Genomic DNA, 24437 nt, shown 5'->3' on the forward strand with positions numbered 1-24437 from the left:
ACAAGCAAGAATAGGAAGGTGGTTCACATGACGTTACAAGTTCCAACAATATTAATTGGTTTAGGTGGAATCGGTAGTACTGTGACACATCAAATATATGAAAGACTACCTGAGGAGCGCCGGAAAAAAGTAGCAATGCACGTATTTGATACAGATGTGAATACATTGAGTAAATTCGATCATATTCGAAAGTTTAAGACGCAAACGAGCTCTAGTAAAACACCTAGGGAGTATATTGCGGGAGATCCGACGATTCCAGAGTGGTTTCCGATGGATCCAACTATACTTGATAAACCATTAACAGAAGGAGCAGGACAGTTACGCGTCATTTCCCGTTTAGCGTTACGTGCTGCGATGAAAGAAGATAAATTAACGTCCTTTTGGCAAGAAATCGAGAAGATTTTTCCAGTTACAAGCGATCAAACAGAATATGGAGTACGTGTCATTATCGTAACATCACTAGCGGGCGGAACAGGTTCAGGAATGTTTCTACAAATTGCATTATATTTACGTGAAATGCTTCGAAAAAAACTGCAACATCACAACATTTTAATACGTGGTGCGTTTTTAATGCCGGATGTGTTAGTGAAGACGAGAACAGTTAGTGCGAAAGAGTTTGAAACGGTGCAAGCAAACGGCTATGCCTCGTTAAAAGAATTACATGCCATTACGCTCGGTTCTACAGGAGAACTATCCAAACGCGGCGGGGTTACGATTGAATTAGAGTATCGACCGGATCAAGTAGATGAGGATGGGAGAACAAATCACACGATTAAACAACACCATTTACCGTACAATTATTGTTTTTTATACGATTACGAAAATTTACATGGACACCATCTGCATAATTTATCAGATTATATGGAGCAAATGGCAAATACGATTTATTTACAATTATTTAGTCCGATGTCTGCAAATCATTTTGCACAGGAAGATAATCAAATTCAGCAATTAGCAGAATCAAGCGGGAAAGGGCGATATTGCGGGGCCGGAACGGCAAAGATTATTTATCCATATGAGCATGTGTTAAAATATTGTGCTTTAAAATGGGCCGTGCAAGGTTTAGATGAATCGTGGCTTCATTTAGATCAATTGTTTCAAGAGAAGAAGCATAGATATGACCAAGATGTAAAACGTGGTATGCAGCGTGAAAAGCCAGAGCGCGGGAAAAGTTATTTAGAAGATTTAGAACATCTTGCTACTCGTCCAGAGCAGGCTCATATTTTTTATAGACAAATGTACAATGAAACGCGTGAAGGAGCAGAAGGCGGCAAGGTTGGTGTTGCGAAATCTAAACTGTTTTTAGAAGCTGTAGAAAGTTATGTACAGCGTACGGTACAAAAAGACGAAGAATTAAATCGTCTGCAGCATGAGTGTAAAATTTCGGCTGCGAAGCTAAAAATGACGGAACAAATGAAAGGTGAAGTAGCAAGGGTCGATCATGCGGTTCGTTTATATGCGTATGCGATTCCGAGCCGTGTACATGAACATGTAACGACACTTTTATATGACATGATTGAATCAGACCGTTTTTCACCGAGTGGTTCTGAAGGCCAGTCCTATCAATTAAATACATGGTTTTTAAAGAAAACAGATCCAGTTCATCCAGTAGCAGCTCGTTTTATGTTGTATGAAATTCGAAAGCAGTTAGTGGAAAAAATGAATCGACTACATGAAAATAATGAACAAAAGCGTAATTTAATTCAAAATTACGATAAGAAATTTAATGTGAGTAACATTGATGGAACGGTAACAGCTGTACGTCGAGTAGAAATTGCGCAGCAACAAGGCTGGTTTGGAAAAATGATTAATAACCAGCAGCGTTTATTTAAAAAGGAATTTGAAGATATTGTAACGCAGTACGTACACAAATTAAACGAATATCGTAAAGAAATGCTATTAGAACTCGTGTATCAATCGCTATATCAAGCAGTTAATAAAATGATTCAATATTGGGAAAGGTTTTTTGATAATTTACATGAAACACGTGAAAATTTATTGTTCGAAATTCAAAAACGAAGCAAGGAATTTGAAGGAAAAACAAACCCAACGAATGTATACGTATTAGCTGAAGAGAAGTTGCAAGAAAAGATATGGCAAGATATGCAACAACATTTAAATTTAGGTGTATTACCGAAAGATATATCAGCAGAAATTTATATGAGCTTATACGGGGAATATTGCCGAGATGCGAAAACAGAAGAAATTCAATCGAAAAAGGTAGAAGACTTTTATCGTGAGCACATACTAAACTATTGTTACGATGAATTACAAATACGCTATCGCGATAAATTAGAGCTGAACATCGTTGAGGCATTACGAAAAGAAGCGGATTATAAGAATCGTGATCGTGATGAATATGTTCGTGAAAAAATTGAAGACTTGTTCCATTTAGCAAGTCCATTCGTGCCGAAAGTTTCTCATCATAGGGAATTACAATATTGGGGCATACATCCATCTTTAAAGAAAGAACTGCAAGAGGAATTAATGCAAGAAATGTTTAAAGAAAAAGATACAGTAAATGAAGCTTTCTCGCCATTTGAAGTCATTTGTTATCGTGCACATTACGGTTTATCACTACAAGACTTTCCTAAGCTTTCGTCTGGACATATTGCAAATGGATTTATGAATGATAAAGGTGATTATTTTCAGTCGTACTATCGACGTGTAAACAAGTTGAATAGTAAAAAATCTAGTTTAACACCGCATTTAGATAAGTATTGGCACTTACCAGCATTCATGCCAGACTTAAATGCAACGCAAACGAAGTTAGATTATGATAAATGTAATCGAGCTCTTCTATACGCGTATATATATCGCTGGATTAGTTTAGTTGCTGTTGATGGTCAATTCGTGTATCAATATAACGGCGTTGGACGTAGTTTCTTAATTCAGTCGATGGGGAAAAATATTTCAAGCGAAAGTTATAAATTGCACAGAGCGTTGCTTCATAATCCGTTCATTTATGAAAACATCTTATCCAGATTTGAAGAAGAACAAGAAAAGGCGATGATACAAGGTGGACATTTATATACACATCCATTTGTATTAGGTGCGCAAGATATTAGATGGCTTCGTAAAGAGCATGTCCATAATATTTTAGATATGATTTTAATGTATGACCGTGAAGCAAAGTATGACCCAACGTTAGAAGAAACTTCTGATGAATTATTAAGGTTATTCCTTGATGAAATTGAGTTATATTTCCAAAACTATTACGGTACAGGTGCCGATATGGTTGCAAAGAAAGAGAAAGAAATGTTTATTAAACAATTGTGGGATCGTTCGTATGCGAAAGGTTATGTAGATCCAAATAGTGCTCCTTATAAAAAGTGGCAAAATTTATTAAGCGTTCATGATGAAGAGGAAACGCCAAAAACGAATGTTTAATGAATGAAAAGGGAATCCTTAAAAGTGGCAGTACAACTTTAGAAAAGAGGGATTCCGATGCCGTTTTTAGGAAGTGTATATCAAATATTTGGATTGTATCCAGAAATTTATTATGGAATGATTTCAGCTGAACTTGCAGAGCAGCAAAGGTTGGAACAAGCGGAAAGTGAAGAACAAGAAACAGAAGTGTAACTGTATAAGAAGCTTCAAAATAAAAATGATAACACGCTACTTACTCTCTACACGTATAAGAGCAAGTAGCGTGTTTTTTTGCTATTTAATAATCCCATTTTCTAAAATTTTAATCGTAGGTGCTACTTTCACGTTAGCTTTTGAAAAGACACTCGGCCAATCGTCTTCAACTTTTTCCCATTCTTTATATTGAAACGCTCTCGCATAATCACCAAATCCGAATGGATCAAGTTGCTGCTTTTGAATTTTGTAGATTAAATCATTTAAATCTTTGTTTAGTTGTTTTGTAATAAGTGAAGTTAATTTCTTTCTATCTGTATCTATATCCATATTAAATGTAAGTTCAGATACGGCAATTTTAAAATCCATTTTAACATTAAATTTGAAATGTTTATCGCTATAGTCTGTATGGATATCACGATTCATGCTAAGAACATTTATTGTTACGAAATCACCGCCATCGGTATCTTTTAAATCACTATTACTTTCAACTGAAGTAGAAGGGATTTTCAATGTAAGCGAAACCGGTGTATTCGCTTTCTTTTGTAACAAAAGAAGAAGGGCGCTTTCATAACGATTTAATGACATTTTATAAATTCCGCGAGAAGTTAATAGCGCGGAACCGGTAACGATAACATCTTTTTTACCTTTTTTTATTTCTGAAATAGCAGGTGTTATACCTTTATTAAAAGTTTGCCTATGAAATTCATGGAATGTCGTAAAAACGGTCCGATTGTACAGTTTGTTCGTATTAATTAAATCTGTTAAATACTCGGGAAGGGCAGGCTTATCTTTAAAGTTATTATATATAACTGAAGAAATTGGACCGTCTACTGCAACCATACGCATGTTTCCAGTGTTTTTAGGATCACGATACCAAACATCAAGGTAAGGCATAGCCCCTTCTTGTTTTAAAAAATTTGTGCTAAATAAAATGAGCTGTAACTTTTCTGTAGATACTAAACCGCCACTTGAACTATTAAACGTTGCTTTTGCTTCTCGAGGTGTACGTACTTTCGCTTCATGTGTTTCGTACTTTTTTTCTACGTCTTCGTTAAAAATAGGGTTTACGTGGTACACAATTAATTTTCCTTTTGCTTTTGCGTCAAAGCCGTAAATTAATGAAATGGATTGTTTTTCTAAGTCTAGCCGATCTCCACAGCCTGTTAATAAGGTTATGAGAAAGCAAAGTATAGTGAAATGAATAAAGCGCCTCATTTAAATTTTTCTCCTTTTCCAATGCTGATAAAGTGTCATGTATAAGAGAAATACGACTGGGAATAGAAAAACGATAAAATAACTGGCAGTTCCCCAAAATTCTCGCAACGCACTTATTTGGTAAGAGGAAGGGATATAAAAGAATAGAACGAAAATGCATCCGAATAATAAAATCCAAACAGGTAGTGGACTCCCTTTTTTGTTAAGTAATTGATTGATTCCATCTGAAGCAGTGAAAATATAAGGAATACAAGAATCGAAAATAATGAAGAGGTAAAATGATAAAAAGATAATTTCAAATCGTTCTAGAAATGAAAAGTGAAATGGCGTAACAAGAGAAAGAGTCGGCCATAAAAACTTAGTTATACCATCCGGGCTAAAATAAACGAAAGAAACGAACGTAACTTGTAGGTAAACAAATAACGTAATCATATTTGCAATAACGATTCCTTTTTTTGCGGCTGATTTGTTAGTTAGATAGGGATAAAGGACGAATGCAAACTCGAATCCGAGAAACGCAATGATAGTTGATTTCACTGTGGTTACAACTGGTATCCATCCTTCCTTTAGAAAGGGAAGAAGATATATCCAATGACCATCTTTAAGAGGAATAAACAATAGTAATGGCATCCAAAGGGTAAAAATCACAGTGAAAACGGCAAATCGACTAATAATAAGTACACCTGTACATGCAAGCATAAGCATTGGAATAGAAAGCAAAATCATAATTAAAAACATAGGAGATCTAGGTAAAATCCAAATGTGAATAACATACAGGAGGGAAAAAACTAAGGAAACTGCTGCAAGTACAGCATATAAAATCCAAAAAATCATTCCTATTCTTCCTAGCCACTTTCCAAGATAACGAGTCAGCACATCAAGTAAAGTATATCCAGGATGCTTTTCCATAATTTTTACAATACATAAACTGACTAAAGTAGTGATAGCGCATCCGATAATAATAGACATCCAGCCATCTGTATTCGCACCTTGTGCAACTTCACGCGGAAGTGTAAGGACACCGAATCCTACTTGAACACCACTAATCGTTAAAATGTATTGAAATAAACTAATCTCCCTCTTTGCACGCTTTGTCACTTCTCTTCCTCCGTTCCTTCTATATCGCGTTGTCGATTCTCTTGTTTTAAGTTAAGGGATAGTGGGCGCTTCTTCATTATTTTCCATGGTAAACGTATAAGAATATCTTTTAAATCCGAAGCAAATAACGGAGAAAAAGGACTACCATAAGGAACACCGAGAGATTCCATAGAAAGTATATGAATAATAATGATTGCCATCCCAACCATAATACCAATGACACCAAATAAAGAGGCAATTATCATCATTGGGAAGCGAAGAAGTCGAATTCCTGCAGACATTTCTAGGTTAGGGATGATGAAAGAAGCGACTGCAGTAATAGATACGACGATAACCATGACATTACTTACTATTCCTGCTTGAACTGCAGCTTGTCCGATGACAATCCCTCCTACGACGCCAATAGTTTGTCCAACGGGACCAGGAAGCCGAACTGCAGCTTCGCGTAGCATTTCAAGTACTAATTCCATCAAAAGTGCTTCTAATATAGGAGGAAAAGGAATTTTAGCTCGAGATTCTCCAATTGTTAACAATAATTTAAGTGGAATCACTTCATAATGAAAGGAAATCATAGCAATATAAAGAGCAGGAGCAAAAATTGCAATAAATAATCCAGTGAAACGAAGTAATCGTATAAAAGATGGAATCATTGGCCTGAAGCTGTAATCATCTATCGTCTGAAAAAAAGCTGAAAAGGTCATGGGTCCAATTAATACGCCTGGTGAACGATCTACAACAACAGCAATTCGCCCATCTAGAATATGATGTGCTGTTGTGTCAGGGCGTTCAGTTATTGATAATTGCGGAAAGAGAGTAAAGGAATTATCTTCAACAAACCCCTCTAATTCACCAGTAGTAAGAATCGCATCCACTTTTACTGATTCGATACGGGATGCCATTTCTTTTACGACATCTTCGTCCGCAACATCTGCTAGATAAAGCAAAAAAACCTTTGAAGTAGCTCGTTCACCAACAGTGAATTCCTTCACTTTCAATTCGCGATTTGGAATATATCGACGAATAAGTGCAAGGCTGTCGCTCGCTACTTCATTAAATCCTTCGTGTGAGCTTTTTATGGAGCTCTCTGTTGTAGGCTCTTCAATGCTCCTTTTTGGTGCCGCTTGCGTATCAAGCTCTAAAGCGGATAATTGTCCGTTTATAAATAAAATACTTTTGCCGTGTAAAAGAGATTGTTCAATGTCTGTCCACTGCTCAATCTTTTTAATATTTCCGATAAAAACAGAGGCTTCCCAAAAATCGTCTTCATTCCACTCTTTAAATAAGAGAGGACGAAGGATGTTTACGTTAATAACAGTTTTGTCTACAAGTCCTTCCATATATATAAGTGCAGCTTCCTGTCCGTTTTTTAATGGAAAATTGCGTGTTATTAATTCTGGAATACCGCTAAACAGTTTGGACAAGTGCTTTAAATTAAGGGAAAGGGAAGAAGAAATAGATTTATTTAATGTGTGATCAGCTTGCTCTTGGGTAGAAAAAGATTTTTCACCACGAATCCATTTATTAAAAGACCCCATTTGTTTGCTTACTCCTTGTTATGTTTTATCCTGATTGGTGAGGGTTGATTAAAGTTTCACTTTATATGGGTTATTATGGATAGTTCCATACGGACATATGCGTAGTTTAAATTTTATATTGTATATTTTTAACTTTAACGCTATAATTATAGTGTTAAAGATGGAATCGTGATATGACCTGTTATGACTCTATCGTTTTATTTATGAATAAATGGATTGGTATTTTAGCAAGATGTGCTAATAAACTACTCCACCATGATAATAACGTGCCGAAATGTGGTGCGTATATTTTCGTGGTGGAGTTTTTTTATTCTCAAAAAGGGGGAAAGACCATGAATAACAACATGGTTCATATTACAATTGACGGAAAAAAGTATACAGCGGAGCCCGGTTCAACGATATTGGGTGTTATAAATGAGAACGGGATTGAACATCCGCAAATTTGTTACGTGCCAGAAGTAGATCCTATTCAAACATGTGACACTTGTATTGTAGAAGTTGACGGAAAGTTAATGCGCTCTTGTTCGACAGTAGCGACAGAAGGTATGAACATTGAACGTAACTCTACTCGTGCGAAAGAAGCACAAACAGAGGCGATGGATCGGTTATTAGAAAATCATTTATTATACTGTACAGTATGTGACAACAACAATGGGAACTGTAAACTGCATAATACAGCAGAATTAATGGAAATTGAACATCAAAAATATCCATATGAACCGAAAGTGGATGTAAGTGAAGTGGATATGACACATCCGTTTTATCGTTATGATCCTAACCAATGTATTGCATGTGGTCAATGTGTAGAGGTGTGTCAAAACTTACAAGTAAATGAAACATTATCGATAGACTGGGAAGCGGAACGCCCACGAGTGATTTGGGATGAAGGAGTAAATATTAATGATTCTTCATGCGTTAGTTGTGGTCAATGTGTAACCATTTGTCCTTGTAACGCTTTAATGGAGAAAACAATGCTCGGTGAAGCTGGATTTATGACGGGACTAAAGCCTGATATTCTTGAACCGATGGTAGATTTAATTAAAGAAGTAGAGCCTGGATATAGCGGTATTTTTGCGGTATCAGAAGTGGAAGCGGCCATGCGTGATACTCGTACGAAGAAAACGAAAACAGTATGTACATTTTGTGGTGTAGGTTGTTCATTTGAAGTGTGGACGAAAGGGCGTAAAATTCTTAAAGTACAACCTTCTTCTGATGCGCCAGTTAACGCAATTTCTACTTGTGTCAAAGGAAAATTTGGTTGGGACTTCGTAAATTCTAAAGAACGAATTACGAAACCTTTAATTCGTAAAAATGGAACGTTTGTTGAATCTACATGGGAAGAAGCGTTGAATGTAGTTGCAAGTAAATTAGGGGCGATTAAAGAAGAGTACGGTAAAGATGCTATCGGTTTTATTTCTTCATCTAAAATTACGAATGAAGATAATTATGTGATTCAAAAATTAGCTCGACAAGTATTTGAAACGAATAATATTGATAACTGCTCACGTTATTGTCAATCACCAGCGACAGACGGATTATTCCGTACAATTGGTATGGGCGGAGATGCTGGAACGATTAAAGATATTGCACAATCTGGTCTTGTTATTATTGTAGGTTGTAATCCGACAGAAGGTCATCCTGTTTTAGCTACACGTATTAAACGTGCACATAAATTACACGGACAAAAATTAATTGTAGCTGATCTTCGTAAAACAGAAATGGCAGAGCGTTCAGATGTCTTTATTAGTCCAAAACAAGGAACAGATCAAGTATGGTTAATGGCTGTTACGAAATATATGATTGATCAAGACTGGCACAATCAACGATTTATTGATGAGAATGTAAATTTCTTTGAAGATTTCAAAGAGAGCCTTGCAGAATATACACTTGAATATGCAGAAAAAATGACTGGTATTTCAAAAGAAACACTGATTCAAATGGCTGAAATGATTCGTGATGCAGATGGTACATGTATCCTTTGGGGAATGGGTGTAACGCAAAATACAGGTGGATCTGATACTTCCGCTGCGATTTCAAACTTACTACTTGCAACAGGTAATTATCGTCGTCCAGGCGCTGGTGCATATCCGCTTCGAGGTCATAATAACGTACAAGGTGCTTGTGATATGGGTACTTTACCAGGATGGCTTCCTGGATATCAACACGTTACGAACGATATAGAACGTGCGAAATTTGAAATGGCTTATGGAGTGAAAATTAATAGCGAACCAGGTCTGAATAATATTGAAATGCTTCACGCGATTGACGAAGGGAAAATGAAAGCTATGTATCTTGTCGGAGAAGACATGGCTCTTGTAGACTCTAATGCGAATCATGTACATGAAGTATTATCAAGCCTTGATTTCTTCGTTGTGCAAGATGTTTTCTTATCTAAAACGGCTCAATATGCAGATGTTGTATTACCAGCAGCGCCATCTCTTGAAAAAGAAGGTACTTTCACAAATACAGAGCGTCGTGTTCAAAGACTATATCAAGTGCTTCCTACGCTTGGAGATGCGAAGCCAGACTGGTGGATTGTGCAGGAAGTTGCGAATAAATTAGGTGCAAACTGGAGTTATAGTCATCCAAGTGAAATTTTTGCTGAAATGGCAAGTTTATCACCACTATTTTCACAAGCAAACTATGAAGTATTGGAAGGATGGAATAGTTTCCATTGGGGAAGTTTTGATGGAACGAATACACCGCTTCTTTTCCAAGATGGATTTAACTTCCCGGATAAAAAAGCTCGTTTTGCGATTGCTGACTGGGTGCGCCCAGCTGAATTCCCAGCTGAGTTCGACCTTCATATTAACAATGGTCGTATGCTTGAGCACTTCCATGAAGGGAATATGACAAATAAATCAACAGGTATTCAAACGAAAGTGCCTGGCGTTTTCGTTGAAGTTTCTCCAGCACTTGCAAAAGAACGTGGAGTAAAAACTGGTTCATTAGTCCGTCTTGTCTCTCCGTTTGGAGCGTTAAAATTACGTACACTTGTAACAGATCGTGTAAAAGCGAATGAGTTATATTTACCGATGAACTCTACAGATAATGAAACAGCAATTAATTTCTTAACAGGTCCTGCCGTTGATACGCGTACGAACACACCTGCTTATAAACAGACGAAAGTGCGTATGGAAGTGCTGGAAGTTGATGGCGAAAATCCGATGCCAAAAGCGAACCCGCGTAATAAAAAACGTCATCCTCAATCTGGTATTGAGGTACATCGTAAGTGGGCACGTCCAGGGTATGTGCATGTAACGGATAAGTAGGAGGAGAAAAATATGGCTGCACCTATAAAAATGATTCAAAAACAAGAATTAACTGAGGAAGAAGTAAAACAGCAAAAATTAGATGATGTAAAAGAGCTTCTAGCTAATAATGAAGACGCTCTAAATCAAATGTTTAATATAGTAGGGGAATTGAATGATATTGGCATGCTAGAAGCAGCAAATTCTATGCTAAAGGCGAAAGAACCAATCGCAAAGATTGTTCTTGGTCAAGTGACTCGTGAGCCCGTTACAAATTTAATTAATAATATGATGGGGGCTGCGGGTGCTTTAACAGAACTTGATCCGGAGCTTACGAAAAAGCTTATAGGTAGCTTATTAGTAGGGCTAGAAAAAGGCAATGAACATCTAGAGAGTAATAAAAAAGTAGGGGTATTCGATCTTATGAAAGTATTGAAAGACCCAGATATTAACCGTGCTATCGGGTTTGGGCTTCATTTCTTAAAAGGTATGGGAAAAGGATTAAAAGAAGAATAAACTTCATGAAGTGAACCTTTTCGCCCAAATGTTTGTACGAAATAGTTTGGGCGGAAGGCTCATTTTGGTAAAATATATAATAAAGTAAAATGAGTTTTTTTGGGGAGGTATAATTGTATGTCAAAAAAAGTACATGAGTTTAATGATATGATTCGAAAACTTCGAAAGGAACTTTTCGGAAAAGGGCCAGAACGAATTCATACTGTTTTCGCTGAAAATATGGCGATTGCGACTCTTTACGGAAACTTAACACCTACTGAAAAATTCATTTCAAGTACGATGGACGGTGCGGAAATGGTTCATATGGCTAGAACGAAAATGATTCAAGAAGTGTATGCTGCAAATTCCCGTGAACATTTGGAGGAACTTGTTGGAGCGAAATTAGTGAATTTGTTTTCAGATATGAAAGTAGAAGAAGATATTGCAGTTTCGGTATTTGTTTTTGATAAAAATATAACGTGAGAGAAGGATACTGATCGTGAAACCGATACAGGTAGAAAGAGAAATCTTTCGTTATGAACAAGGGGCGTTTAAACATATAGAGGACAGCATTGTAACAGAGTTTCCAGTCACGATTAAAATGAACGGACAGGAGTTTGTTACAATGGTTAGTACTCCAGAATATATAGAAGATATGGTAATAGGCTTCTTAGCATCTGAAGGAATCATTCGGAAGTATGAAGATATTGATGACATATGGGTACAAGAGAAAGAAGGATTTGTACATGTCACGACGGCAAAAGTAAATCCGTATTACGAACAAATGCAAAATAAACGTTATATTACTTCATGCTGTGGTATGAGTAGACAAGGGTTTGTTTTTGCAAATGATGCACTAAGTGCAAAGAAAATGAATGGCGTCCATGTACAGGTTACTGCAGAAGACTGTTTTCGATTAATGAAAGAAATGCAGCAATCTGCGGAGACATTTCGTCATACAGGGGGCGTTCATAATGCATCTTTGTGCAATGTGAATGGTATTATTTTAAGTCGAATGGATATCGGAAGGCATAATGCGTTAGATAAAATTTACGGTTATTGTTTAAAAAATAATATTTCTATAAGAGATAAAATCATTGTTTTTAGCGGTCGTATTTCTTCGGAAATATTATTGAAAGTTGCAAAAATTGGTTGTGAAATTATATTGTCAAAATCAGCTCCAACTGAGTTAGCTTTGCAGCTAGCAGAAGAATTAGGTATTACTACGATAGGGTTTATTCGGAATCAATCCTTAAATGTATATACGCACCCAGAGCGTGTTTTAAATATAAAATAAGTAAAAGCGAGGCAATAAATATGAAATCTGTCACATTAGACAAACTACAACGTCCGTTAAAGGATTTACGTATTTCAGTTACTGATCGCTGTAATTTTCGCTGTCGATATTGTATGCCAGAAGAAATATTTGGTCCGGATTACTCGTTTTTGTCTAATGATAAAATTTTATCTTTTGATGAAATTGAAAGGATAACGCGTATTTTCGTTTCTTTAGGTGTTAGAAAATTACGGATTACAGGCGGAGAACCGTTACTTCGAAGAGGTCTTCCGCAGCTTATCGAGCGCCTTAATAAAATAGATGGTGTAGAGGATATCGGCTTAACAACTAATGGATCGTTACTTAAAAAGTTTGCTCCTGATTTATATAAGGCGGGTTTATCACGTGTGACAGTTAGTTTAGATTCCTTAGAAGAAGAGCGGTTTTTCTATTTAAATGGTAATAGAAGCAAAGTACAAAGGGTTCTGGAAGGCATACAAGCTGCAGCTGAAGTTGGAATGAAAATTAAAATAAACATGGTCGTTCAAAAGGGGAAAAACGAACAGGACATCTTGCAGATGGCACAATACTTTAAGGAAAACAAACATATTCTTCGTTTTATTGAGTATATGGACGTTGGAAATTATAATGGTTGGGAGTTAAAAGAGGTCGTATCTAAACAAGAAATAGTAAATATGATTCATCAAGTTATGCCATTAGAACGAATAGAAGCGAATTATGCAGGTGAGGTTGCGACTCGCTATCGTTATATTGGAAGTGATGAAGAAATAGGTGTTATTTCATCAGTAACAGATTCTTTCTGCTCTTCATGTACGAGAGCTCGTATTTCTGCAGAAGGAAAATTATATACTTGTTTATTCGCTTCTAAAGGAAATGACTTGAGAGAACTGCTTCGATCTGACTACACTGACGAGGAAATAACAGATGTCGTACGCGACATATGGAACAACCGAGAAGATCGTTATTCAGATGAACGGTTAAGTAATAGTAATAAAAAAGCTATGCCTAAAATTGAAATGTCACATATCGGTGGTTAATATAAAGTTGACATAAAAGTGAAAAATGGAAGGTGTACAAGAATTGTAGATTTTCTATTTTATAGTAAAAGTGATGATTGATCTCTCTGTAAAAGATGTGCAGAGAAATTAAGCAGCATTCAAAAACCTTTATTTTGAAGAGGTTTTTTGAAGCTGCTTTTTTATTTGGAGAAAATGGAGGAATTGGTAATGTCATTTCATAAACCGGAACAAATTGCTGAGCTTGTCATTGAGGCCGGTGTTCAAAAAGTAAGTCAGACCTTGCCAGCAATGCTTATTCTCGGTTTTTTAGGAGGAGCATTTATTTCGCTCGGTTTTTTACTTAACATTCGCGTTTTAGGTAATTTACCTGAGCGCTGGGGGAGTTTAGTGAATGTTTTAGGAGGAGCGGTTTTTCCCGTTGGACTTATGCTCGTCGTATTAGCAGGAGGAGAATTAATTACCGGAAATATGATGTCAATGTCTATGGCGCTTTATGCAAAGAAAATTACATTCGTAAGTGTGCTGAATAACTGGATTTGGATTACTTTCATGAATTTTGTAGGAGCTATTTTCGTAGCGTATTGTTTCGGGCATCTTGGCGGATTAACAGAAGGGGATTATTTAAATAAAACAGTAGCGATAGCGGAAGGCAAGTTACACGAATCATTTGGGAGAACTTTAATTTTAGCAATTGGGTGTAATTGGCTCGTTTGTTTGGCGCTTTGGCTCGCTTATGGGACGAGTGATTTTGTCGGAAAAATAATCGGAATTTGGATTCCAATAATGGCATTTGTAGTGATTGGATTTCAGCAAGTGGTAGCAAATATGTTTGTCATCTCAGCAGTTATTTTTGCAGGTCATCTCACATGGATGGATCTTGCTAAAAATTTTGTTCCTGTCTTTATCGGAAATGTAATTGGCGGAGCTGGTTTTGTTGGATTTGCGTACTTTGCTTGTTATCAAAAACAACATTCTAATATGAAATAGAGTTCGTGAGAGGAAGGGTATGTAATGGTTGAGCGGTATTCACGACAACATTTGTTTAAACCAGTTGGGAGTAGAGGGCAAGAAAAAATTCGAAATAAACATGTGTTAATTGTAGGAGTAGGCGCATTAGGAAGTGCAAGTGCCGAAAGTTTCGTACGTGCAGGTATTGGCAAGTTGACGATCATAGATCGTGATTACGTTGAATGGAGTAATTTACAAAGGCAACAATTGTACTCTGAACAAGATGCAAGAGAGAAATTGCCAAAAGCAATCGCTGCTAAAAATCGGCTAGAAAAACTTAATTCGGAAGTACAAATACATGCTTTCGTAATGGATGCGTGTGCAGAAAACTTGGAAGGGCTATTAGAAAATGTCGATGTAATCATTGATGCAACAGATAATTTCGATATCCGATTTATAATAAATGACTTATCACAAAAACATAATATCCCGTGGGTATATGGTTCTTGCGTTGGCTCGTACGGTATGAGTTGTACAATTATTCCGCAAGAGACACCGTGTTTACATTGTGTGCTGAAGAACGTTCCAGTTACAGGTGTGACGTGTGATACAGCTGGAATTATTAGCCCGACTGTACAAATCGTCGCAGCATATCAAGTGGCGGAAGCACTCAAAATTTTAGTAGAAGATTTTGCAGCAATTAGAAAAACATTTTTTATATTTGATATATGGAGTAATCAAAACCATTTTATAAAACTAGGGAAAATCAAGACAGACAATTGCCCTTCGTGCGGTTTGAATCGCATTTATCCTTATTTATTATACGAAAATCAAACGAAGGTAGCTGCTTTATGCGGAAGAAATACAGTTCAAATTAGACCAGTAGACAATAGAAAATACAATTTTGATGATATAGAAAAAGTATTAAAAAAAGTGGGGGAAGTAGATCGGAATCCGTATTTACTATCTTGCCAATTAGATGAGTACCGCATCGTTGTTTTTCGGGATGGTCGTGTTTTTATTCATGGCACAAATGATATTTCGAAAGCGAAACAACTATATTATCGCGTATTCGGCTAATAGAAAGGGTTGTCAACAATGGAAAGAAGAGTACCAATCACAGTTGAAGAGGCTGTTCGTAAAGTGATGGGATTTGCTCATAACGGCTTAAAGGAGCTACTGCCTATTGAATTAGCTTACGGACGTATATTAGCAGAGGATTTAGTAGCTGACCATGATGTGCCGTCATTTAATCGTTCACCGTATGACGGGTTTGCTATTAGAGCAGAAGATACGAATTTAGCAAGTTATGAAACGCCAATTGTATTTGAAGTAGTGGGTGAAATTGGTGCAGGATCGCTATTCGATGAGAAAGTAGGTCCGTTTCAAGCAGTTCGAATTATGACGGGAGCACAGATTCCGAGTGGATGTGACGCGGTTGTTATGCTAGAGCTGACTCGTCAATATGAGGAGGCTGGCAGTAAGTATATGGAATTGAAACGGTCATTCAAAACGGGCGATAATATTTCTTTTCAAGGGGAAGATGCTCGTAAAGGAACGGTTCTTGCAAAGAAAGGAACATACATTCATCCAGGTATTTCAGCTCTTCTTGCTACGTTTGGGTATAGCGAGGTGCCAGTTGCGAGAAAGCCTGTAGTTGGACTATTAGCGACTGGCAGTGAATTACTGGCTGTAAACAATTCATTACAGCCAGGGAAAATCCGAAATAGTAATACGTATATGATATTGTCTCAAATCCGAAGAGCAGGCGGAAGAGTAAAATATTTTGGGAAGTTTAGCGATGATTTTTATACGTGTTTTACGGCTGTAAAAGAAGCATTAAGCCAAGTAGATATGCTCATTACAACAGGTGGTGTATCAGTAGGGGATTACGATTATTTGCCAGCTATATATGAAAAATTAGGCGCATCAGTTCTTTTCAATAAAGTTGCAATGAGGCCAGGAAGTGTTACGACTGTAGCGCAATTAAATGGCAAGTTATTATTCGGTTTATCAGGAAATCCATCTGCTTGTTACGTAGGATTTGAATTGTTTGTAAGACCTTGTATTCGAACGTATATGTTTAGTGAAAAAGCATATGTGAAAAGAGAAAAAGCGTTATTAGGAGAAGACTTTTTAAAGCCAAATCCATTTACAAGATTTGTACGAGGAAAACTAACATATAACGAAGGGCAGTTAATCGCTTATCCGTCAGGGTTTGATAAATCTAGCTCAGTTTCTTCTCTAGCAGAGACAAATATATTTATTGTACTTCCAGGTGGTACGAGAGGGTATAAAAAAGATATGTTCGTAGATGTTCTCTTGTTGGAAGATAACGAAGGTAGTGAATGGCCTTGGACATTTTATAAAGTGAGAGGTGATTCTAATGGGACAAGTGCTATTTGAAATTGTAGATATACCGATTGTAGTTGAAGAAGTAACAAATAAGGTTGCAAGAAGAGACGCAGGTGCGATTACAACTTTTATTGGTACAGTGAGAGAATTAACAAAAGGAAAACGAACGCTACATTTAGAGTATGAAGCATATAAACCGATGGCAGTAAAGCAACTTATGAGAATTGGTGAAGAAATTAGTGAAAGATGGCCGGATGCAAAAGTAGCAATTACTCACCGAGTAGGACGGCTAGAAATAATGGATATTGCGGTAGTCATTGCAGTTTCATCACCGCATCGTAAAGTAGCTTATGAAGCGAATGAATACGCAATTGAACGTATAAAGCGAATCGTCCCAATATGGAAAAAAGAATTTTGGGAAGATGGGACGATGTGGATTGGCGATCAACTTGAAAATACACCATATCCAGCAGGAAAACCGAAGAAGGAAGAATGAGAAAATGATTACAATTTTACTGTTTGCAAATTTGCGTGAGGAAGTCGGATTAGATCGATTCGTAATTTCCGAAAAACAAGAAATGACAGTGCAGCAATTAAAAGAATGGCTCAAAGCAAACTATAGTTTACAATCGCTTGATAGAGTGATGGTGGCTGTTAATGAAGAGTTTGTAACGAATGACGAGATGATACAAGCTGGAGATATCGTCGCATTTATCCCGCCTGTTAGTGGTGGATAATAAGTGTTTCTCGCAATGACAAGAAGATGTTGTATATAAAGTGAAACTTTAATCAGTGGGGGGGTTCTTCATCCCCCACTGATTATTAGTTAAAGTCGGATAAATTAGAATACGAGAAGGGATGAGTTCTATGCTTACTCAAGAACAAATAATGAATGCGTTAAAACATGTAGAGGATCCAGAATTACACAAAAGTATTGTAGAGTTAAACATGGTTAGAAATATACAAATGAATGGAACAGAGGTTAAACTTGAAGTAGTGCTAACGATTCAAGGGTGTCCGTTAAAATCAAAAATTCAACAAGATATTGAAGAATCGCTTCACGCAATTGGTGCCTCTAAAGTGGCTGTAACATTTAGTTCTATGACAAAAGAAGAACGTGCAGTCTTAACAGAGAAGTTAAAGAAAAATACTAGAACAGAAACTGGTATGCCAAGCATGCTTCGTCCTGATTCAGGAGTACAATTTCTTACTGTAACGAGCGGAAAAGGTGGAGTTGGAAAATCAACTGTAACAATTAATCTTGCAACAGCTTTAGCTCGTATGGGCAAAAAAGTGGGGATATTAGATGCAGATATATATGGTTTTAGCATTCCAGCTATGATGGAAACGAATCAAAAACCAACGATGATTGATCAAACAGCAATTCCAGTTATTAGTCACGGTGTTAAAATTATGTCTATGGGATTTTTTACAGAAGGAAATAATCCGGTTATGTGGCGCGGACCGATGTTAAATAAATGGATTCAAAATTTCCTTGCGAATACGCACTGGGGAGAATTAGATTATTTACTTCTTGATTTACCACCTGGTACAGGAGATGTTGCTATTGATGTTGCAGCAATGATTCCGCAGGCGAAAGAAATTATTGTTACAACACCACATAATGTAGCTTCATTCGTAGCATCTAGAGTAGGCGTAATGGCAAAACATACGAAACACGAGATTTTAGGTATTGTGGAAAACATGGCTTATTATGAAGAACAAGATGGATCGAAAAATTATCTGTTCGGAAAAGGCGGCGGGGAAATGTTAGCAGAACAATTGCAAACAGAAGTAATCGCACAAGTACCTTTTGCAAAACGTGAAGAAAATAGCGGTTCATCTGTATATGATGAAGATTCTCTTGTTGGAGAAGTGTTTACATCGTTAGCAGAAGATATTATTTATAAAGGATAGAGGAGGAATTTTTTATGGCGTGTAATATCGATCATTCTATTGAAGATGTAATGAATAAGCTTGAGAGCCAAAAGAGTTTTTTACCGGAAGTGATTTTTAAAGAGGTAAAGGGATTTTTGCAAGGTAATCATTCACAGGAAATATTAAATGATGTCTTTCACCTTTTAAAAAAGTATGACTTAGTAAGTGAAGAAGAAAGAGAGGCGAGAAATACTCAATTATTGCTGATTATAAAATAAATACACTTTGGCTTTTGTTTTGTAACAGGAGGGGTAAATGTAATGAATATGAAGAAGATGATTGAAACGATAGAAGCAACAAAAATGACTGATGAAGAATTATCGATTTCTACTTTACATCAAGAGCTTGTGAAGTTATATAGTCAAAAAAATGTTGCTCATTATAAGAAGCTATTAAAATATATTTTATCATTATCCGTACAGCTAAACCTACATCTTGTATTGAAATATTTTGGCGTGCGACCGATTGTTGCTATAGACGAGCGTATGCAATTTCAAGAGATATTTAAATGTTTAGCTAATAAGGATGATAATGGGGAATGGTTTTTAAATTTCGTTTCTTTATATGTAGGGCTAATTGTAGTTCTTCACTTTGATGAAAAAGTGATTGAGAGAAGTTTTTTCGATGCTATGGTAGTGGGTGAAGGGAATGAAATGAAATATAAGGATCTTGCCCATAACATCTTTCTATTTAATAGCTATAATTAGTCTTTTGATTGGCTATGTAAATATGAAGGTAACGAATTAATAAAAAGTGTTCTTCAGTTGTTTCCATCGTTTTTTCATGTTACCATTAAGCGAATTTTTCATAGGGGGAGAAAGCGATGAAATGGATTTATTTTATTATAATTAACGTTATAGCTTTTAGCCTTATGGGGCTTGATAAACGAAAAGCGAAGAAGAAACAGTGGAGAACGCCAGAAAGTACGTTGTTTTTATCAGCAGCAGCTGGGGGAGCAGTTGGAGCTTGGATTGGTATGTATATGTTTCATCATAAAACTCATAAAAAGAAATTTGTTTTCGGCATACCGTTACTTGTTGTAATAACGGTATGTTTATTATTCGTTGTATGAGAAATGTCGAAAGAAATGCAGATTGATTATTGGTAAAGTGAGCACGTGGGAACGTATAATGGAGAAAAAATGAGAAGAGGAGAAAAAGGAAGATGGGGAGTCAATCAGCAGAGCAAAAAAAAGGGATTATATATGCGGCTGGTGCGTATACGATGTGGGGAATACTACCAATCTATTGGAAATGGGTTGAGGAAGTCCCAGCAGATGAAATATTAGCACACCGCATCGTTTGGGCATTCGTGTTTATGTTAATCGTATTAGGTGTTACGAAGAGATTTCGTCAGTTTATTGGAGAGTTCGTGAATCTTTTTAAACGACCTAAATTATTAATGTCGTTAACAATAGCTTCAGTCTTGATTAGCGGAAACTGGTTTGTCTACATATGGGCCGTTAATCATAATCATGTCATTGAAGCAAGTCTTGGCTATTATATTAATCCGCTTATTAGTATTTTACTTGGTACAGTCGTTTTAAAGGAAAAGTTAAACTTTTGGCAATACGTTGCAGTTGGTTTAGCTGGAGTAGGGGTTATCATTTTAACAGTACGTTTCGGGGCTATTCCATGGGTTTCTTTATCACTTGCCCTTTCATTTGGATTATATGGATTAACGAAAAAATTGTTAAACTATGATGCGACAATTGGACTTACGATGGAAACGATGTTAGTGACGCCGTTTGCGATTATTTATTTAGTAATGACAGGAGTACATGGTTTCGGATCATTTGGCTCGATTTCAATGTTATCGACATTACTATTAATAGGGGCGGGCATTGTTACAGCATTGCCACTTTTTTATTTTGCAAAAGGAGCCCAACTTATTCCGCTTTATATGGTAGGGTTTTTACAATATATTGCACCAACAATTAGTTTGATTTTAGGTGTATTCGTATTTGGTGAACATTTCACATCTACTCATATGATTGCATTTTTCTGTATATGGGTTGCATTAGTTGTATTCTCGGTAGCGAAAACAAAGTTCTTAGTGCAGAAACAACCGAAATTTATAAAAAATAAATCAGCAAAAGTATCGTAATGCGTAGTATTTTCTACGCATTTTTCTTTATACTGATACTATAGGATTTCCATTATAGCTAGTAGGGAGCTGAGAACGTGGAAACGATTTTACATAACGATCCGCTTATGGCCGCTGTAATTTCATGGTTTTTAGCACAATTAACGAAAGTAGTCTTTAAATTATTTAAAACGGGTGAATTTGATTTTGCAAAGTTTTTCGCTTCAGGTGGGATGCCAAGTTCTCATGCTTCAACTGTTACAGCACTGGCGACAGGTGTTGGCGTTGTGGAAGGTGTGGAAAGTACTTTATTTGCAATTGCTGCTATTTTTGCCATTATAGTTATGTATGACGCTTCAGGAGTAAGGCTGGCAGTAAGTAAACAGGCGAAAATATTGAATGAGTTTTTTCACGGTAGACAAACAGAATATAAGAAGTTAAATGAACTTGTCGGGCATACGCCGTATGAAGTAGTAGTTGGTGCTTTATTAGGGATTATTGTCGGAGTAGGATATTGTTTATGAGCAGAGCATCTTATATGTTCTGCTTTTCTTTGTATTCATACATATTCAGCTGCCTTCTTGAATATCGTTATACGGATTTCGAAAGGGTGGGTGAGTAACTTGTTATTATATGAAAAAGCGCATGAAGAAATAGCGAGAAGAGCAACTGCACTTCAAACGATGCAACGGCAAGATGGTACGTGGCGATTTTGTTTTGAAGGAGCTCCATTAACAGATTGCCATATGATTTTTTTATTAAAATTATTAGGTAGAGATAAAGAGATAGAACCGTTTGTAAAAAGATTAGCATCACTTCAAACAAATGAAGGAACGTGGAAATTGTATGAAGATGAAGTGGGGGGGGATTTATCAGCTACCATTCAATCTTATGCCGCCTTACTCGCATCGAAAAAATATACAAAAGAAGATGCGAATATGAAGCGAGCGGAAAATTTTATTAAGGAACGCGGAGGCGTGGCGCGTGCTCATTTTATGACGAAGTTTTTATTAGCAATTCATGGAGAATATGAATATCCTTCACTCTTTCATGTACCAACACCAATCATGTTTCTACAGAATGATTCCCCCCTCAGTATATTTGAATTGAGTAGTTCAGCACGTATCCATTTAATTCCGATGATGCTGTGTTTAAATAAAAGGTTTCGAGTAGGGAAAAAGTTATTGCCAAATTTAAATCACATTGCGGGCGGGGGCGGGGAATGGTTTCGGGAGGATCGGTCTCCGTTGTTTCAAACGTTATTAAGTGATGTAAAACAAATTATCTCGTATCCACTCTCGTTACATCATAAAGGGTATGAGGAAGTCGAACGATTTATGAAAGCGCGTATTGATGAAAATGGAACGTTATATAGTTACGCAACTGCCTCGTTTTATATGATTTATGCTTTACTTGCGTTAGGGCATTCTCTTCAATCATCACTGATTCAAAAGGCTATAGCTGGGATAACATCTTATATATGGAAGATGGAAAGAGGGAGTCACTTGCAAAACTCTCCTTCAACTGTATGGGATACGGCTTTACTCAGCTATGCGTTACAAGAGGCACACGTTCCGAAAGATCACAAGATGATTCAACAGACAATAACATATTTATTAAAAAAACAGCATACAAAAAAAGCTGATTGGAGCGTACATGCTCCCGCACTTACTCCTGGCGGTTGGGGTTTTTCGGATGTAAATACGACAGTTCCAGATGTTGATGATACAACCGCTGTACTAAGAGTGTTGGCAAGAAGTAGAGAGAATGAAAAGGTAAATAATGCTTGGCAGAAAGGGATTGATTGGGTTAAAGGATTACAAAATAATGATGGGGGCTGGGGAGCGTTTGAAAAAGGTGTGACGAGCAAATTATTAGCAAATTTACCAATCGAAAATGCAAGTGATATGATTACAGATCCTTCCACACCAGATATTACAGGAAGAGTGTTAGAGCTTTTCGGGACATATACGCAAAATGAATTACCTGAGAAACAAAAACAAAGTGCGATAAATTGGTTAATGAATGTACAAGAGGAAAATGGATCATGGTATGGGAAATGGGGGATTTGTTATATATATGGTACGTGGGCTGTTATGACTGGTTTACGGTCACTCGGAATTCCGTCTAATAATCCATCATTGAAACGAGCAGCTTCATGGCTTGAACATATACAGCATGAAGATGGTGGATGGGGAGAATCATGCCAAAGTAGTGTGGAGAAAAGATTCGTTACTTTACCATTTAGTACACCATCTCAAACAGCATGGGCGTTAGATGCTCTCATTTCTTACTATGATACAGAAACACCAACTATTCGAAAAGGTATTTCATATTTGCTTTCGAATCCTTATGTGAATGAAAGATATCCTACTGGTACAGGTTTACCAGGTGGGTTTTATATTCGTTATCATAGCTATGCCTATATATATCCACTACTTACTTTGGCACATTATATAAAAAAATATAGAAAATAAACCGAGAGATGTCTCTCGGTTTATTTTGCCCGGTAGTAGGTCCCTGTTGAAAAGAATAAGGGTGTGCTTTCCTTATTTTTCTGTAGACTGGCGTTTTTGACGTGCATCAGCGGCATTTGCACGTGCGTTTGCTTCTAAGTCATTGTGGTCAGCAAGTTCACGAGAGAACTCTACATCAATGCCATCAGTAGCTTTGTTTTGTTTGAAATTTTTTTGTTCATTCGACACAATCTCCTTACACTTTATGCGGCGTTGCAAAGTTAGTTTGACACAAATAGACTTTTTTATGCAAAGAGGAATTGGAAAGGAAAAAGCCGAAATATACAGTATAAGTAATAGAAATGGGGGATAGGGATGGAGTTTTTAAATGGGAAAACAGCTGTTGTAACAGGAGCTGCACAGGGAATTGGAAAAGAGATTGCAAGGGTGTATGCAAAACTAGGGGCGAAAGTATTAATTAGCGATGTAAATGAAGAGAAATTACAAAAAACGACACGTGAGTTCTTGGATGAAGGATATGAAGTGAGCTTATATCGATGTGATGTGAGTAATCAAAATGAAGCAAAGTCGCTAATTGAATATGCGGTTCAAAAATTCGGAACATTACATATTTTGGTGAATAACGCTGGGATTACAAGGGATGCAATGTTACATAAAATGGAGAAGTCTGCTTGGGAACAAGTATTACAAGTGAACTTAACTGGAGTTTTTTATTGTATGCAACCAGCGCTGCTTTACATGAGACAACAAGGGTATGGACGTATTATTAATATATCTTCAATTAGTAGAGAAGGAAACATAGGTCAAGCAAACTATGCAGCTACGAAGGCAGGCGTTGTAGGTTTAACGAAAACGGCAGCGAAAGAAGTTGGAAATTTCGGTATTACGTGTAATGCGATTTGCCCAGGATTTATGGATACAGATATGACAAAAACGATACCAGATAAAGTGAAAGAAAAGATGGTCGGCGCGATTCCGGTTGGTAGAATTGGAACGCCAGAAGATATTGCGAACGCAGCTGCCTTCTTAGCATCAGAATACGCATCCTATATTACAGGAGAAGTATTAAATGTGAGCGGGGGACTGCAAGTTTAAAGACATACATAATGAAAAGAACCTGACCGGATAGGTCAGGTTCT

The 24437-nt window shown here is 36.8% G+C and carries 24 protein-coding genes; 20 read left to right on the forward strand and 4 right to left on the reverse strand.

Annotated features, from left to right (window positions below; all coding sequences use genetic code 11):
• The first annotated feature begins 27 nt into the window (after nucleotides 1-27).
• Together MR070_RS14570 and MR070_RS14575 are read left to right on the forward strand one after the other, a co-directional pair.
• Nucleotides 28-3390: a tubulin-like doman-containing protein gene (locus MR070_RS14570; protein WP_048550190.1), complete on the forward strand. Its 3363-nt coding sequence runs from the start codon at nucleotides 28-30 to the stop codon at nucleotides 3388-3390.
• A gap of 57 nt (nucleotides 3391-3447) precedes the next feature.
• Nucleotides 3448-3582 (forward strand): phosphonate ABC transporter permease, encoded by a 135-nt coding sequence (locus MR070_RS14575; protein WP_242261525.1) that lies wholly within the window; start codon nucleotides 3448-3450, stop codon nucleotides 3580-3582.
• Between the two features lie 81 nt (nucleotides 3583-3663).
• Here MR070_RS14575 and gerSC read toward each other — a convergent pair whose 3' ends face one another.
• Genes gerSC through MR070_RS14590 form a run of 3 tightly spaced genes read right to left on the reverse strand, consistent with a single transcriptional unit; the run spans nucleotide 3664 to nucleotide 7433 of the window.
• Entirely contained in the window at nucleotides 3664-4800 is a 1137-nt protein-coding gene (gerSC, locus tag MR070_RS14580; RefSeq protein ID WP_242261526.1) for a spore germination protein GerSC, read from the reverse strand.
• A complete protein-coding gene (locus tag MR070_RS14585) occupies nucleotides 4801-5898 on the reverse strand; it encodes an endospore germination permease (RefSeq protein ID WP_242261527.1) in 1098 nt (365 codons plus the stop codon).
• Nucleotides 5895-7433: a spore germination protein gene (locus MR070_RS14590; protein WP_000534510.1), complete on the reverse strand. Its 1539-nt coding sequence runs from the start codon at nucleotides 7431-7433 to the stop codon at nucleotides 5895-5897. The genes MR070_RS14585 and MR070_RS14590 overlap by 4 nt, the downstream gene beginning before the upstream one ends.
• Before the next feature lie 332 nt (nucleotides 7434-7765).
• On the opposite strand from MR070_RS14590, the gene fdhF reads away from it, so the two are divergent.
• The 17 genes from fdhF (at nucleotide 7766) to MR070_RS14675 (ending at nucleotide 23298) form a co-directional block, all read left to right on the forward strand.
• Nucleotides 7766-10705: a formate dehydrogenase subunit alpha gene (gene fdhF / locus MR070_RS14595; protein WP_242261528.1), complete on the forward strand. Its 2940-nt coding sequence runs from the start codon at nucleotides 7766-7768 to the stop codon at nucleotides 10703-10705.
• A gap of 12 nt (nucleotides 10706-10717) precedes the next feature.
• Nucleotides 10718-11200 (forward strand): helical membrane plugin domain-containing protein, encoded by a 483-nt coding sequence (locus tag MR070_RS14600; protein ID WP_000729908.1) that lies wholly within the window; start codon nucleotides 10718-10720, stop codon nucleotides 11198-11200.
• Between the two features lie 117 nt (nucleotides 11201-11317).
• The gene (locus MR070_RS14605; protein ID WP_000039582.1) at nucleotides 11318-11662 is read left to right on the forward strand and encodes a Na-translocating system protein MpsC family protein; all 345 of its coding nucleotides are present in this window, start codon (nucleotides 11318-11320) and stop codon (nucleotides 11660-11662) included.
• A gap of 16 nt (nucleotides 11663-11678) precedes the next feature.
• Nucleotides 11679-12476: a formate dehydrogenase accessory sulfurtransferase FdhD gene (gene fdhD, locus MR070_RS14610; RefSeq protein WP_242261529.1), complete on the forward strand. Its 798-nt coding sequence runs from the start codon at nucleotides 11679-11681 to the stop codon at nucleotides 12474-12476.
• A gap of 20 nt (nucleotides 12477-12496) precedes the next feature.
• On the forward strand, nucleotides 12497-13513 hold the full coding sequence (gene moaA / locus MR070_RS14615) for a GTP 3',8-cyclase MoaA (protein WP_044793369.1): 1017 nt from the start codon (nucleotides 12497-12499) through the stop codon (nucleotides 13511-13513).
• Nucleotides 13514-13702: 189 nt separating this feature from the next.
• Nucleotides 13703-14482: a formate channel gene (locus MR070_RS14620; RefSeq protein ID WP_138321365.1), complete on the forward strand. Its 780-nt coding sequence runs from the start codon at nucleotides 13703-13705 to the stop codon at nucleotides 14480-14482.
• A gap of 24 nt (nucleotides 14483-14506) precedes the next feature.
• Complete coding sequence (locus MR070_RS14625; RefSeq protein WP_242261530.1) at nucleotides 14507-15523, forward strand: molybdopterin-synthase adenylyltransferase MoeB; 1017 nt, start codon at nucleotides 14507-14509, stop codon at nucleotides 15521-15523.
• Between the two features lie 18 nt (nucleotides 15524-15541).
• Complete coding sequence (gene moeA / locus MR070_RS14630) at nucleotides 15542-16849, forward strand: molybdopterin molybdotransferase MoeA (RefSeq protein ID WP_242261531.1); 1308 nt, start codon at nucleotides 15542-15544, stop codon at nucleotides 16847-16849.
• Complete coding sequence (gene moaE / locus MR070_RS14635; protein WP_000531873.1) at nucleotides 16830-17294, forward strand: molybdopterin synthase catalytic subunit MoaE; 465 nt, start codon at nucleotides 16830-16832, stop codon at nucleotides 17292-17294. Before moeA ends, moaE begins: the two co-directional genes overlap by 20 nt.
• Before the next feature lie 4 nt (nucleotides 17295-17298).
• Nucleotides 17299-17535 carry a molybdopterin converting factor subunit 1 gene (gene moaD / locus MR070_RS14640; RefSeq protein WP_000628476.1) on the forward strand — a complete coding sequence of 79 codons (237 nt, stop codon included), beginning with the start codon at nucleotides 17299-17301 and terminating at the stop codon, nucleotides 17533-17535.
• A 130-nt stretch (nucleotides 17536-17665) separates the two neighbouring features.
• Nucleotides 17666-18715 (forward strand): P-loop NTPase, encoded by a 1050-nt coding sequence (locus MR070_RS14645; protein ID WP_000957502.1) that lies wholly within the window; start codon nucleotides 17666-17668, stop codon nucleotides 18713-18715.
• Between the two features lie 14 nt (nucleotides 18716-18729).
• On the forward strand, nucleotides 18730-18954 hold the full coding sequence (locus tag MR070_RS14650) for a group-specific protein (RefSeq protein WP_242261532.1): 225 nt from the start codon (nucleotides 18730-18732) through the stop codon (nucleotides 18952-18954).
• A gap of 42 nt (nucleotides 18955-18996) precedes the next feature.
• Nucleotides 18997-19443 carry a hypothetical protein gene (locus MR070_RS14655; protein WP_242261533.1) on the forward strand — a complete coding sequence of 149 codons (447 nt, stop codon included), beginning with the start codon at nucleotides 18997-18999 and terminating at the stop codon, nucleotides 19441-19443.
• Between the two features lie 116 nt (nucleotides 19444-19559).
• Nucleotides 19560-19808 (forward strand): DUF1294 domain-containing protein, encoded by a 249-nt coding sequence (locus MR070_RS14660; RefSeq protein WP_000871327.1) that lies wholly within the window; start codon nucleotides 19560-19562, stop codon nucleotides 19806-19808.
• Between the two features lie 92 nt (nucleotides 19809-19900).
• The gene (rarD, locus tag MR070_RS14665) at nucleotides 19901-20842 is read left to right on the forward strand and encodes an EamA family transporter RarD (protein ID WP_000535532.1); all 942 of its coding nucleotides are present in this window, start codon (nucleotides 19901-19903) and stop codon (nucleotides 20840-20842) included.
• A gap of 77 nt (nucleotides 20843-20919) precedes the next feature.
• Nucleotides 20920-21345, forward strand: coding sequence for a divergent PAP2 family protein (locus MR070_RS14670; protein WP_000447815.1), 426 nt, complete (start codon nucleotides 20920-20922; stop codon nucleotides 21343-21345).
• Nucleotides 21346-21444: 99 nt separating this feature from the next.
• Entirely contained in the window at nucleotides 21445-23298 is a 1854-nt protein-coding gene (locus tag MR070_RS14675) for a terpene cyclase/mutase family protein (protein WP_242261534.1), read from the forward strand.
• A gap of 72 nt (nucleotides 23299-23370) precedes the next feature.
• Here MR070_RS14675 and MR070_RS14680 read toward each other — a convergent pair whose 3' ends face one another.
• Nucleotides 23371-23526, reverse strand: a complete 156-nt coding sequence (locus MR070_RS14680) for a YfhD family protein (RefSeq protein ID WP_000064259.1) — start codon at nucleotides 23524-23526, stop codon at nucleotides 23371-23373.
• A gap of 126 nt (nucleotides 23527-23652) precedes the next feature.
• On the opposite strand from MR070_RS14680, the gene fabG reads away from it, so the two are divergent.
• The gene (gene fabG, locus MR070_RS14685; RefSeq protein WP_000395021.1) at nucleotides 23653-24393 is read left to right on the forward strand and encodes a 3-oxoacyl-ACP reductase FabG; all 741 of its coding nucleotides are present in this window, start codon (nucleotides 23653-23655) and stop codon (nucleotides 24391-24393) included.
• Nucleotides 24394-24437: the final 44 nt, after the last annotated feature.

The sequence above is a fragment of the Bacillus cereus group sp. BfR-BA-01453 genome (genome assembly GCF_022662915.1).
In the GTDB taxonomy this organism is placed as follows: Bacteria; Bacillota; Bacilli; order Bacillales; family Bacillaceae_G; genus Bacillus_A; species Bacillus_A paranthracis.